11 protein-coding genes are annotated in these 12,343 nt (G+C 73.4%); 6 read left to right on the top strand and 5 right to left on the bottom strand.

Translation table 11 applies throughout. The features are described 5' to 3' along the window. Positions 1–169: 169 nt before the first annotated feature. Both ABZT03_RS34925 and ABZT03_RS34920 read right to left on the bottom strand, forming a co-directional pair. Positions 170–787: a TetR/AcrR family transcriptional regulator gene (locus ABZT03_RS34925; protein ID WP_356046914.1), complete on the bottom strand. Its 618-nt coding sequence runs from the start codon at positions 785–787 to the stop codon at positions 170–172. Continuing rightward, entirely contained in the window at positions 784–1,389 is a 606-nt protein-coding gene (locus ABZT03_RS34920) for a hypothetical protein (protein ID WP_356046912.1), read from the bottom strand. The genes ABZT03_RS34925 and ABZT03_RS34920 overlap by 4 nt, the downstream gene beginning before the upstream one ends. Before the next feature lie 148 nt (positions 1,390–1,537). Here ABZT03_RS34920 and hmgA point away from each other — a divergent pair, with 148 nt between their 5' ends. The 3 genes from hmgA to ABZT03_RS34905 are packed head-to-tail and all read left to right on the top strand — an operon-like array spanning position 1,538 to position 4,830. Further along, positions 1,538–2,863: a homogentisate 1,2-dioxygenase gene (gene hmgA, locus ABZT03_RS34915; RefSeq protein WP_356046910.1), complete on the top strand. Its 1,326-nt coding sequence runs from the start codon at positions 1,538–1,540 to the stop codon at positions 2,861–2,863. A 26-nt stretch (positions 2,864–2,889) separates the two neighbouring features. After that, entirely contained in the window at positions 2,890–3,639 is a 750-nt protein-coding gene (locus ABZT03_RS34910) for a GntR family transcriptional regulator (RefSeq protein WP_356046908.1), read from the top strand. Between the two features lie 24 nt (positions 3,640–3,663). After that, positions 3,664–4,830, top strand: coding sequence for a type ISP restriction/modification enzyme (locus ABZT03_RS34905; protein WP_356046906.1), 1,167 nt, complete (start codon positions 3,664–3,666; stop codon positions 4,828–4,830). Between the two features lie 415 nt (positions 4,831–5,245). Here the strand turns inward: ABZT03_RS34905 and ABZT03_RS34900 are convergent, their stop codons facing one another. From ABZT03_RS34900 to ABZT03_RS34890, 3 genes are all read right to left on the bottom strand, one after another. Next, positions 5,246–5,515, bottom strand: coding sequence for a hypothetical protein (locus ABZT03_RS34900; RefSeq protein WP_356046904.1), 270 nt, complete (start codon positions 5,513–5,515; stop codon positions 5,246–5,248). 115 nt (positions 5,516–5,630) lie between these two features. Continuing rightward, complete coding sequence (locus ABZT03_RS34895) at positions 5,631–6,446, bottom strand: anti-sigma factor (RefSeq protein ID WP_356046902.1); 816 nt, start codon at positions 6,444–6,446, stop codon at positions 5,631–5,633. Next, a complete protein-coding gene (locus tag ABZT03_RS34890; protein ID WP_356046901.1) occupies positions 6,443–6,985 on the bottom strand; it encodes a sigma-70 family RNA polymerase sigma factor in 543 nt (180 codons plus the stop codon). Before ABZT03_RS34890 ends, ABZT03_RS34895 begins: the two co-directional genes overlap by 4 nt. Positions 6,986–7,212: 227 nt before the next feature. Between ABZT03_RS34890 and ABZT03_RS34885 the strand changes: the two genes are divergently transcribed. The 3 genes from ABZT03_RS34885 to ABZT03_RS34875 all read left to right on the top strand — a co-directional run bounded on the left by ABZT03_RS34885 (position 7,213) and on the right by ABZT03_RS34875 (position 12,312). Beyond that, a complete protein-coding gene (locus tag ABZT03_RS34885; RefSeq protein ID WP_356046899.1) occupies positions 7,213–8,745 on the top strand; it encodes a DUF4331 domain-containing protein in 1,533 nt (510 codons plus the stop codon). A 196-nt stretch (positions 8,746–8,941) separates the two neighbouring features. Continuing rightward, positions 8,942–10,552 (top strand): tetratricopeptide repeat protein, encoded by a 1,611-nt coding sequence (locus ABZT03_RS34880; protein ID WP_356046897.1) that lies wholly within the window; start codon positions 8,942–8,944, stop codon positions 10,550–10,552. Then, positions 10,549–12,312, top strand: a complete 1,764-nt coding sequence (locus ABZT03_RS34875) for a nickel transporter (protein WP_356046895.1) — start codon at positions 10,549–10,551, stop codon at positions 12,310–12,312. Before ABZT03_RS34880 ends, ABZT03_RS34875 begins: the two co-directional genes overlap by 4 nt. The last annotated feature ends 31 nt before the right edge of the window (positions 12,313–12,343 follow it).

Below are 12,343 nucleotides of genomic sequence, written 5' to 3'. Positions count from 1 at the left end.
CGCCCGACGGACGGGTCGGTCCGAGCAGGGCCGCCCGACGGACGGGTCGGTCCGAGCAGGGCCGCCCGACGGACGGGTCGGTCCGAGCAGGGCCGCCCGACGGACGGGTCGGTCCGAGCAGGGCCGTCCGACGGACGGGTCGGTCCGGGCGGGGCCCACCGTGGACGGCTCAGTCCAGTACCCGTGCCAGGTACGCCCGCAGCAGTTCCCGGGTCTCCTCGATGATCCGGGGGTCTCCGTCCGCCGCCACCCGGAAGGCGAGGTGGACCAGGGTGTCGGCGGTCTCCACGGCGATCAGGAAGGTGCGCCGCAGGTCGTCGTCCGGCTCCCGGCCGAGGTAGCCGGACAGCAGGTCCGTGAGGCGGTCGGCGACGCGGTGGTTGGGTTCGGCGTACCGGGCGCCGACCGGGATCTGGTTGCCGAAGTCGACCAGGGAGAAGCCGGGCGCGGTGCGCTTCATGGCGAGGTACTCGTCGAGCACCGCGTCCACCGCCGCCCGCCACCCCCCGCCGCCGGTCTCCTTCAGCCGCTCGGCGACGCGCTCGGTGTAGCGCTCCAGGTTGCGCTGGGCGAGCGCGTCGGCCATGGCGCGTTTGTTGCCGAAGAAGCGGTAGACCGAGCCGATGGGGACGCCGGCGCGCAGCGCGACGGCACGGGTGCTCAGATCGTCGTAGCCGACCTCGTCGAGGAGGTCGGCGCAGGCGTCGAGTATGCGGGTCAGGCGTTCGGCGCTGCGCCGCTGCACGGGCGCACGGCGGAGCGATGTCGCGTGGGGCACGGGCTTCATGATGCCCTCCCGCCTCGGTCCGGTGAAGCTCGCCCCTCAGTACGCGGATCAGTGCCCGGTGCACTCAACGCGTGGCCCGCGGTCGTGGACGGCGCCGCCCCGGACGCCGTGACGTCCGCCGTGCTCTCCACCGGTTCGCCGCCGACGGACCACACCGTGTCGTCGTCGGCGTACAGGCGCGCGGTGACGTGGTGCGTGCCGTGCGGGACGTAGCGCGGCGCGAGGTGGTGGTGGGTGGTGCGCAGGGAGGCGACAGCGCGGCCGTCCACGAGGAGCAGGGCGTGCCCGCGGCCTGCCACGGGCACGGCCGCGGCGCCGGTGGCTGAGAAGCGGAAGTGGTGGAGGGTCAGCCGGACGTCCCAGCCGGCGCCGGCGTCGGGTGCCACCTCGATGCCGACCGCGGGTGCGTCCTTGCCGTCCACCTCCCGGTAGTGCCGACCTTCCCGGTCCGTCTTCTCCAGGAGCCTGCCCACCGCCACGGTCGGTGTTCCGGCGCTCTCGCCCGGGTGTTCCCGCGCGTCGCCGGAACCGCAGCTCACGGATCCGGTCAGCACCAGGACACAGACCGTGAGCGCGGCGAGAGGTCCACGCGTCCACGACATGCGGGGAGGTTAGAACACCGGTCCGACGGCCGGATCCCCCTCAGGTCTCGTTCTTGTCGTCCCCAGTGAGGAGGTCCCCGCCCTCTTGCGCCGGGGAAAACGCAATCCTACGGTGTTGCATAGGAATCGATACGCAAGGGAGCGATCAATGAGCGGGGACGCGCGGAAGGCCGCCGAGGAGTTGGCCCACCTCTCCGGATTCGGCAACGAGCACAGCTCCGAGGCCGTCCCGGGGGCACTGCCCGAGGGACGCAACTCGCCGCAGCGCGCGCCCCTCGGGCTCTACGCGGAGCAGCTCAGCGGTACGGCGTTCACCGAGCCGCGGGCCTGCAACCGCCGCTCGTGGCTGTACCGCATCCACCCCTCGGCCGCGCACCCGCGCTTCACGCGCACGGACAACGGCGCGCTGCGCACGGCTCCGTTCACCGACGAGGTGCCCGACCCGAACCGGCTGCGCTGGGACCCGCTGCCCGAGCCGCCGGCGGGGACGGACTTCCTGGCGGGCCTGTGGACCCTCGGCGGCAACGGGGACGTGACCCAGCGCACCGGTATGGCCGTGCACCTGTACCACGCCAACGCCTCCATGGACCGGGTCTTCGGCGACGCCGACGGGGAACTGCTGATCGTCCCCGAACACGGCGGACTGCTGCTGCACACGGAGTTCGGTCGGCTGCATGTGGAGCCGGCACACATCGCGCTGATCCCCCGTGGGGTCCGCTTCCGTGTGGAGCTGCTGGACGAGTCGGCCCGCGGCTATGTGTGCGAGAACTACGGCGCGGCCTTCCGCCTGCCCGACCTCGGCCCGATCGGGGCCAACGGCCTCGCCGCCCCGCGTGACTTCCGGGCCCCGGTCGCCGCGTACGAGGACGTCGAGGGGCCGGTGGAGGTGGTGAACAAGTTCTGCGGCAACCTCTGGACGGCCACCTACGACCACTCACCCCTGGACGTCGTCGCCTGGCACGGCAACTATGTGCCGTACGCCTATGACCTGCGCCGTTTCAATGTGCTCGGCACGATCAGCCACGACCACCCCGACCCGTCGATCTTCACGGTGCTGACCTCGCCGTCCGACACCCCCGGTCTCGCGGGCGTCGACTTTGTCGTCTTCGCGCCGCGCTGGCTGGTCGGCGAGGACACCTTCCGGCCGCCGTACTTCCACCGGAACGTGATGAGCGAGTACATGGGCCTGATCGAGGGTGCCTACGACGCGAAGACCTCCGGCCCGGGCGGCTTCGTGGCCGGCGGCGGCTCGCTGCACAACATGATGTCGGCGCACGGACCGGACCGGGAGACCTTCGACCGGGCGAGCGCCGCCGAACTCGTGCCGCAGAAGCTCGACGACGGGCTGGCGTTCATGTTCGAGACCCGCTGGCCGCTCTCGCTCGCCCCGCACGCCGCACGGGCGGAGCACCTGCAGGCCGGCTACGACGATGTGTGGCAGGGCCTGGAGCGGCACTTCCGCCCCTTGCACTGAAGATCTCCTACCGGTACGGATGGCGCGTGACCTCCTTCGCCCCGGACTCGATCGTCCTGAACCGCAAGCTGCCGCTCTGGTACCAGGTGTCGCAGTCGCTGCGCGCCTCGATACTGGGCCGCTCGCCCCGGGACCCCCTGCGGCTGCCCACGGAGGAACAGCTCGCGGGGCACTACGGGGTGAGCGTGCTGACCATGCGCCAGGCGCTGAAGGAACTGGAGGACGAGGGGCTGATCTCGCGTCACCGCCGGCGCGGCACGTTCATCGAGCCCGGTGTGCGGCGGGGCACGCCGGTGCGGCTGCTGGGCTCGGTGGACGCGATCGTGGCACAGCAGTCCGGGATGACCACCGACCTGCTGGACCAGGGCCGGGCGCCGGTCCCCGCCGAACTCGCCGAGTACTTCCCGGACTTGCCGGAAGTGGCGACGTATCACCGGCTGCGCAGCGACGAGAAGACCGGCGAACCGACCAACCACGCCCGCAACTTCGTCCGCCCCGAGCTGGCCGCGGGCATCGACGCGGAGGATCTGGTCCGCTGGCCGATGACGAAGGTGCTGCGGGACGTCGTCGGGGCGGACATCAGCCGTATCACGGACACGGTGGAGGCCCGGCTCGCCGACCCGGAGACGGCCCGGCTGCTCCAGGTCCCGCTGCTCAGCCCGATCCTGCACTACACCGGCGTCACCTACGACAGCGCGGGCCGGCCGCTTGACGTGGCCGTCATCCACTACCGGGGCGACCGCTTCTCCTTCACGGTCACCCTCGACGCCACCTGACCCGTGCCCCGGCCCGCCGATACGATGCCCAGCGTGACGCACGACGACGCTCCGCTGCTCGCGGACCTCATGCCGTGGTCCGTCGCACCGCCGCGGCTCGGCCGGGGCTGGCCGACGGGGCCGGACGCGGCATCCCTGAAAGCCCGCTGGGACACCCTGCTGAAGGCTCAGGGGCCTGACCGTGAGGCCCTGTTCGCGCCGACCCGCGCACGCACCCTGTACTCCGCCGTGGGGCAGTTGCCGGGCCAGCGGGGCGGCACCGGGAAGCTGGTCCGCGCCTCGGGCCCCTGCCCGGAGCCGGTCCGGGTGCTGCGCGCCCCCTTCGACGAGCAGTGGCTGATCCCCGATCACCGGCTGATCGACGCGGCACGGCCGGAGTTGTGGCGGGTGGCGGACGAACGGCAGATCTTCCTGGTCGAGACGCCGGCCACCCCGGCCACGGCCGGCCCCGTCGTGGTCGCGACTTCCCTGCTGCCCCTGCTGCGCCCCGGGCCGGTCCGCCCGCTGTACCGCCGCCCCGGCGGCCGGGAACCCAACCTGGCGCCGGGCCTGCTGGACCACCTGGCCACCCGGCTCGGCCACTCCCCGGCCCCGGAGGACGTGCTCGCCTGGATCGTGGCGACGGCACGCCCGGGCCCGCGGGCGCCCCTCACCACGGACGCCGGCCTGTGGGCGCGCGGCGTGGAGGTGGGCCGCCGTCTGCTCTGGCTGACGCGCCGCGACGGCGACCGCCCCAGGCTCCCGGGCGGCCGCCGCCCCTATGTCCGGGCGCCGCTGCCCGCGCTCCCCCTGACCCTGCACTACGACCGCGACGAGGAGGCCCTGCACCTGGACGAGGGCCGCATCTCGCCGGTGCCGCCCGGGGCCTGGGACTACGCGGCCGGCGGGGTCCGCGTCCTGGAGCAGTGGTTCACGAGCCGTACGAGTGAGCCCGAGCCGGGCACCCTGGCCGCGATCCGTCCGTCGACGTGGCCGCAGGCGTGGACGTCGGAACTGCTGGAGCTGATCACGGTGTTGGCCCTCCTGGCGGAACTAACGCCCCGGCTCGCGGAGTTGACGGTCACCTCGCCGCTCACCGCGGCGGACCTCCACCGGGCGGGCGTCCTTCCGCCCCCGGCGGCGGCCCACCGCCCGGCCTCGGTCCTGGACCACCAGGAGGAGGGCCCCGAGGGCCAGTTCACCCTCCTGTGACCCCCGCCGACCGTGGGGATGTCCGGCGCGAGGGAGCGCTCAGCGCGTGGTGACGACCGCTGCGCGGGACCTGTCCGGAAACGCGCCGATGGCGCGGGGCGCCCGGCCGGTGGCGCATCCCGTCACCGGTCACCGGCATGGCGCGCGGTGCCGCTCGCGGTGTTCGTCGCGCTCGCCGTGCGGGGGTACGCGCGCGGCGAGCGGTGAGGTGCCCGTGTCCGTGCCGGGGACGTCGTCGGGTGGTGGGCCGGGGTGCGGTGGGTCGGTGGAGCGTGGGTTCCCGCGCTCGGGAGGCAGGGTGGGGCGGTGCCGCGACCGTGGGGATGACGGTCGGCGGCAACGCGGCACCGCGCCGGGACGGCGGCGCGACCCGGGCGCGGGCCCCGGGGTCACCCCCGAGGAACGCCGGTACGGCTCAGCGCCCGCCGAACAGCGAACGGCGCAGTCGGCGCAGCGGCGCGAAGAGCGAGACCCGCCGCACCCGCGCGCCCGTGGCGCTGCGGTTGTGTCCGGTGTCGCGCGCGGTCAGTTCCCGCATCAGCGAGGTCGCCTCGATCGTCTCCCGCTGCGGTATGGCGGGTCCCGCCAGTACCGAGAGATGGCGGTCGAGACGCGAACTGGTCGCGCTGCTTCCGCAGGTGATCGCAGGGACCCTCGCCCTGCTGCTCACTGCTATCTGTTCCATGTCACTCCCCACCCGTACGAGTCCACCCGGCCCGGGCAGGTTAACCCTATCGCCCCCCGGGGGCACTCGTGTATCGCGGTCTCAGGATTCACCTTCCCCGTAAGGAGGTTGATGACTACTCTCCGAATCCAGCCGATTTCAGGGCGAGTTGGACAATCGGCTGCGTGGTGGGCTGCGCTGACCCCCCGTCGGGCTCGACCGTCACAGCGAGTGACGTCGCGGACGGGGTGAGACCCGACGCGACGAGGGGCGTGTCGGCCTCGAAGAGACCGAGGGAGCGCGGTTGCACGCCGGGGCGCATCAGCCACAGTTGGCGCACCCTGCCGCTCGGTGGCGCGCCGTACCCGCTCAGGGTGACGACCGCGCGCCCCTGCGACGCGGACGCGATCACCCCGATGGTGCGGCCCCCGGCGTCCCGGCCGGTGCTCGCCCGCGCGTCGGGAGCCGCGAGAACGTGGGCGATCTCACGGGATCTCGACTGCTGGGCGTCCAGTTCGTCCTGGGTCTGGTTCGCCTGGACGGCGAAGAGCGAGGCGACCACGAGCGCCGCGGCGGCCGTGGCGGTGGCGAACGGCACGAACAGGGGGCGCGGCCTCGACGCGCGGGCGCGCGCCGGCGGCGGCTGGGTGCCCCAGACGTGGGGCGGCAGTTGCGGTGCCCGTGCCGCCTGCGGCGCGGGGGACTCCTGCGGAGTGGCGCGCACGGCGGCGAACACCCGGTCGCGCATCGCGGCCGGCGCGGGTGCCGCGGTCGACCAGGCCAGCCGGACGGCGTCCTCGGACAGGGCCCGCACCTCGGCGCCGCACCTGTCGCAGTCCTTGAGGTGTTTCTCGAAACGGACCCGCTCCGCGGGCTCCAGCGCGTCGAGGGCGTACGGGGCGGCGAGGGAGTGGATGTCCTCGCGGCGGAACAGGCGGTCGCGCAGACTCATGCGACACCTCCCAGGCACTCGCGCAGCCGGGTGAGACCGTCGCGCATACGGGTTTTGACCGTGCCCAGCGGCAGGGAGAGCCGCTCGGCCACTTCACGGTACGTGTAGCCGTCGTAGTAGGCGAGGGTGACGGACTGGCGCTGGAGGGCGGTGAGCCGGTCCAGGCAGCGGCGTACCCATTCGCGTTCGAGGCCGGCCTCGACCTCCTCGGTGACCTGGTCGAAGGCCGGGTGGTGGGACCGCCGGGCCTCGCGCTGCTCGCGCTCGCCGGCCGCGCGGGCGCTGCGCACCCGGTCGACGGCGCGGCGGTGGGCGAGGGTGAGGACCCAGGACAGCGCGCTGCCCCGGCCGGGGTCGAACCGTGCGGCGGAGCGCCAGAGTTCGAGCAGCACCTCCTGCGCCACCTCCTCCGACTGGGCCTGATCGCGCACCACGCGCCGTACGAGACCGAACACCGGGCCGGACACCAGTCCGTACAGCTGCTCGAACGCCTTCTGGTCACCACCAGCCACGAGCACCAGCAGCTCGTCCGCCTCCACGCGGTCCCCCTCTCAGTGGGCCGTGCACGGCCCGTCCCGTCACCTGAGGCACGCACAGCGAACGTGCCTCCGGACGGTGTTACGGATCAGTCTGCGGAAAATGCGGGTCGCCGACGATGAAACAAGTTTTCAGCTGGCGCGTAAGAACGTTTGGGATTCGACCAATCCACCCTGTCGGCCGCTCCGAATGGCGTTCGTCAGGCAAGTTGGCACTGAGGACGGACGGCATGACACCTATCTCCAGGAGCGGTGCGGGACGCAGGAGTTTCGCGACCCTCGTATGTGGTGCGCTGGCCGCCGGGGGGCTCGCAGCCGCCGGCGTGGCCACGCTGGAACCGGGGGCGGCCTCCGCCTCCAGTCACCGGGAGGCTCCGCTGATCTCGGGGCAGCCCCAGTACGACAACACGGACGTGTACGCGTTCGTCAGCCCGGACCACCCGGACTCCACCACCATCATCGCGAACTGGATCCCGTTCGAGGACCCGGCCGGCGGCCCGAACTTCTTCACGTTCGCCGACGACGCGCAGTACGACCTCCACATCGACAACAACGGTGACGCGCAGGGCGATCTGCTCATCCGCTACACCTTCAAGACCCACACGAAGAACAAGAAGACGTTCCTCTACAACACGGGCGCGGTCACCAGCCTGAACGACCCCGACCTCAACATCACGCAGACCTACGACATCGACCTGGTCAAGCTGCACGACCAGAAGGTGATGTCCTCGACGAAGATCGCCGACGACGTGCCGGTCGCGCCGTCGAACGTCGGCAAGGCGTCGATGCCGGACTACAACACGCTGCGCAAGCAGGCGATCTACAAGCTGAGCAGCGGCGCGCAGACCTTCGCCGGCCAGGCCGACGACCCGTTCTTCCTCGACCTGCGCGTCTTCGACCTGCTGTACGGCGGGAACCTGTCCGAGGTCGGCCGGGACACGCTCAAGGGCTACAACGTCAACTCGATAGCCCTCCAGGTCCCCACGAAGATGATCACCGAGTCCTCGCACCAGCCGGTCGTCGGCATCTGGTCGACCACGCAGCGCCGGAACGCGCAGGGGTACTACTCGCAGGTCTCGCGCCTCGGCAACCCGCTGGTCAACGAGGTCGTCAACCCCATCGGGGACAAGGACAAGTTCAACGCGTCCGCGCCGTGGGACGACGCCCAGTTCCTGAAGAACGTCACCAACCCCGAACTGCCGAAGCTCATCGAGGGCATCTACAAGATCAAGGCGCCCGCCGAGCCGCGCAACGACCTGGTCGACGTGTTCCTGAAGGGCGTCAAGGGCCTCAACCAGCCCCCGAACGGCCGCCCGTCCGAGGAACTGCGCCTCAACACCTCGATCAAGCCGACCGCCAGCCCCAAGCGTCTCGGTGTCCTCGACGGTGACAACGCGGGCTTCCCGAACGGCCGTCGGCTCACCGACGACGTGATCGACGCCTCGCTGCAGGTGGTCGAGGGCGAGCTGGTCGGCTCCAAGAACGACCTGGGCGACGCGGTCGACAAGAACGACAAGAAGTTCGGCCACTCCTTCCCCTACCTGGCCAACCCCACCGCGGGCTCCCGCGGCAAGCTCGCCAAGGGCACCAGCGGCGGCAACGACGTCCGTAACCAGCTCGGCGACGCGCTCCAGCCGGCCGGTGTCTCCGGCAGCTCCGACACCCCGCTGATCGCCGCCTCCGCGGGCGCCGGTGCGATCGGTGTCCTGCTGATCGGCGGCGCCCTGATGTGGTGGCGCCGGATGCGCGGGCGGGCGTACTAGAACCCGCCGGCGGCCGGGCGGCCGCGGCGCCCCGTCGACTGCCCTCGACCGGGCCGCCCCCGCCCGCCGCCCGTCATCCCCACAGTCCGGCGCGACCCGCGTACTCATCCCCCACGGCGCGGGTCGCGCCGCCCCACACGACGACTTCCGCAGTCACTGAGCAGGTTGAACCATCCCAGGCGACCGAGGAGAGGGCATGGCCCCGCGTACGAACGACAGCGCACCGGAGAGCGGGCACGGCGACGAGCCGGCCGCACCGGCCGGGCGCGAGCGCGGCGCGGAACCGGCCGCCGCCACCGGGACGCCTGCCGGCGATCCCCAGAGCACCGACGTCGTCCTCTCCGAGACGGTCGAGGAAGGCCGGAGCGCCGGCGTGGTCCCCGAGACCGCCGCCGACGGTCCCGAGGGCGACGCCGTCCCCGCTGTCGCCGTCGCCGATGCGCGCGTCGTCGCCGTGCGGCGGGTCGGTGCGGCCGGCCGGCGGTGGCGGGTGGCACAACTCGCCGGATGTGTCGCTCTGTTGGCCGTCGCGCTGACCGCCGGGTCGATCGCGGTCGGCGCCGGTCGGGACGGTGGCGGGACGGCCGCCGTCGCGGCCGCGCCCGCCGACATCTCCCCCGCGCTGCTGTCCAGCGGCGGCCTCGACGCGAGCATCGCCGCCCTGCAGGCCCACCTCCGGACCCAGCCCAAGGACTTCGGCGGCTGGGCCACGCTCGGTCTCGCCTACGTCGAGCAGGCCCGCACCAAGGGCGACCCCTCCCGCTACCCGCAGGCCGAGCAGGCTCTGAAACGCTCCCTCGGCCTGAAGCCGGACAACGAGCAGGCCCTGTCCGGCCGCGCCGCCCTCGCCGCGGCCCGCCACGACTTCAAGAACGCCCTGGCCTACGCGGACCGGGTCCTCGCTGAGAACCCCTACAGCGAACGCGCCCTGTGCTCCCGCATCGACGCCCTGGTCGAACTGGGCCGTTACACCGACGCGTCGAAGGCCGCGGACACCGCCGACGCCAGGCGGCCGGGCATCCCGGTGTTCACCCGGTACGCCTACGTACGGGAGTTGCGGGGTGACGTCTCCACCGCCCGCCGCGTCCTGGAGCACGCCCTCGCCACCGCCTCCACTCCCGGCGACATCTCCTACGTGGCCTCGGCGCTCGGCCAACTCGCCTGGAACCAGGGCGACTACAAGACCGCCCTGAACCGCTACGCGCGCGCCCTGGCCGCCGACGAGAACTACCTCCCCGCGCTGGAGGGACGCGCCCGCGCCGAGGCCGCGAGCGGTGAACGGGCCGGCGCGATCCGCGACATGGAGGACGTCGTCTCCCGCTTCCCGCTGCCCGGCCCGCTCGTCGAACTCGGCGAGCTGTACGAGCAGCGCGGCGGCGCCGGCGACCGCGGCCGGGCCGGCGACCAGTACGCCCTGGTCGACGCCTGGATCGCGCTAGCGCGCGCCAACGGCGTCAACGCCGACCTCGACACCGCGCTCGCCGCGGCCGACCACGGCGACCGGGCGGCGGCCCTGCGCGCGGCCCGCGCCGAGTGGGCCCGCCGGCACACCGTGCACACCGCGGACGCGCTGGCCTGGGCCCTGCACGTCAACGGCCGCGACGCGGAAGCCCTGCCGTACGCCCGGCGGGCCACGGCCACCGGCTACCACAACGCCTCCTTCCTGTACCACCGCGGCGTGATCGAACGCGCCACCGGCCACGGCGCCGCGGCCCGCGCCTCGCTGCGCGCGGCCCTGGAACTGAACCCCGGCTTCTCGCCGCTCGGCGCCCGCGCGGCCCGTACCGCCCTGGGATCCGCCCGGTGAGGGCCCGCCGTCTCGCCGTCGGCGCGGCCGTCCTGACCGCCGCCGCCGGGTTCGCGCTGCTTCCCGCCGGGGCCGCGAGCGCGCACCCGCTCGGGAACTTCACCGTCAACCGGTACGACGGTCTCGTGGCCGCCCCCGGCGCACTGCGCGTCGACCACGTCGAGGACCTCGCCGAGATCCCCGCGACCCAGGCCAAGCCGGACCTGGAGCGGCTCGGCACGACCGAGTGGGCGCGGCAACGGTGCGCCGAGGCCGCCGAGGGCAGCAAGGTCACCGCCGACGGCCGTGGCGTCCCGCTGACCGTCGTCACCAGCCGCGCGCGCCTGCGGCCCGGCCAGGCGGGGCTCAACACCCTGCGGGTGGAGTGCCGGCTCACCGCCGAGCTGCCCGCCGGGGACACCGTCGCCCTCGGATTCCACAGCGCGGGAGCCTCCACCGGCCCGGGCTGGCGGGAGATCACCGCGCGCGGCGACCGTATGACGCTCACCGCGACGGACGTACCGAAGACATCGGTTTCCCACGAACTGACCGTGTATCCGAAGGCGTTGCTCTCCTCCCCCGCCGACACCGCGACCGCCTCCCTGCGCGTGCGCCCCGGTGGCCCCGCCCTCGCCGAGGAGCGGCAGGACGCCCCGGCGGCCTCCGTCCTGCCCCGGGGGGCCGACCGCTGGACCCGGGCCCTGGACTCCCTCGTGGCCCGGCACGACCTCACCCTCGGCTTCGCCGCGCTGGCCCTGCTCATCGCCGTGGCCCTCGGCGCGATGCACGCGCTCGCCCCGGGGCACGGCAAGACCCTCATGGCCGCCACCGCGGCCGCGCGGGGCGGCAGGGCCCGGATGAAGGACGTCCTGCCGCTGGCCGCCTCGGTGACCGTCACCCACACCCTGGGCGTGGTCGGCCTCGGCCTGCTGGTCACCGCCGGTTCGGCGGCCACGCCCTCGGTGATCGCCTGGCTCGGCATCGCGAGCGGTGTCCTGGTCACCTGCGCGGGCACGACTCTCCTGCGCAGGGCCTGGCGCAGCCGCCCCCGCCCGCAGGAGCACCGGCCCGCGCGGGCGCACCGGCACGATCACGATCACGGGCATGACCACGGGCAGCCGCACGAGCACGGCCACGGCCACACCCACGACGGCGCCGAAGCCCACGCTCACCCTCACGCCCTGGAGCGCACGCCGGTTCTGGTAGCCGCGCACAGCCGGGCGGCATCCGACGAGTGCGCGCCGGAGCACGCCCCCGGCCACACCCACGACGCGGCGCACCCCCACGAGCACGAGCACCCGGCCGACGAGCGCGCGCACGGGCACACGCACGGGCACCGCCACGACGACGCTCACGAACACCCCCACGACCACGCCCACGATCCGCACGCCGTGGAGCACACGCACGGCGGCTTCACGCACACCCACGCCACCGCGCCCACCCTGCGCGGCACGATCCTGCTCGGTTTCGCCGGTGGTCTCGTGCCGAGTCCGTCCGCCGTCGTGGTGCTCGTCGGCGCGGCGGCGCTCGGCCAGGCGTGGTTCGGGCTGCTGCTCGTCGTCGCGTACGGCGTCGGTCTCGCCCTCACGCTCACCGCGGCCGGCTTCGCCGTCGTCCGGCTCGGGGCGGGGATGAACCGCGCCCTGGAACGGCGGCCGCGCTGGGCGGCCAGCCGGTTGACGGTCCTCGTGCGCCGGACCGCGCCCCTCGCGTCGGCGCTCGTGGTGCTCGCGCTCGGAGTGGGACTCGTGCTCAAGGGGGCGGCATCAGCACTCGGCTGAGCTACTTTTGTGGGGAAATCACGCGGAGACG

The organism is Streptomyces sp. NPDC005574, from assembly GCF_040605435.1.
Classification (GTDB): Bacteria; Actinomycetota; Actinomycetes; order Streptomycetales; family Streptomycetaceae; genus Streptomyces.
The sequence above is the reverse complement of the archived record's forward strand: the minus strand, read 5'-3'. Positions and strand labels throughout refer to the sequence as shown.

Excerpts from the sequence above, each read along its gene's own strand:
- ABZT03_RS34925 (WP_356046914.1), bottom strand. The coding sequence starts at position 787 with ATGAAGCCCGTGCCCCACGCGACATCGCTCCGCCGTGCGCCCGTGCAG.
- ABZT03_RS34920 (WP_356046912.1), bottom strand. The coding sequence starts at position 1,389 with ATGTCGTGGACGCGTGGACCTCTCGCCGCGCTCACGGTCTGTGTCCTG.
- hmgA (WP_356046910.1), top strand. The coding sequence starts at position 1,538 with ATGAGCGGGGACGCGCGGAAGGCCGCCGAGGAGTTGGCCCACCTCTCC.
- ABZT03_RS34905 (WP_356046906.1), top strand. The coding sequence starts at position 3,664 with ATGCCCAGCGTGACGCACGACGACGCTCCGCTGCTCGCGGACCTCATG.
- ABZT03_RS34900 (WP_356046904.1), bottom strand. The coding sequence starts at position 5,515 with ATGGAACAGATAGCAGTGAGCAGCAGGGCGAGGGTCCCTGCGATCACC.
- ABZT03_RS34895 (WP_356046902.1), bottom strand. The coding sequence starts at position 6,446 with ATGAGTCTGCGCGACCGCCTGTTCCGCCGCGAGGACATCCACTCCCTC.
- ABZT03_RS34885 (WP_356046899.1), top strand. The coding sequence starts at position 7,213 with ATGACACCTATCTCCAGGAGCGGTGCGGGACGCAGGAGTTTCGCGACC.
- ABZT03_RS34880 (WP_356046897.1), top strand. The coding sequence starts at position 8,942 with ATGGCCCCGCGTACGAACGACAGCGCACCGGAGAGCGGGCACGGCGAC.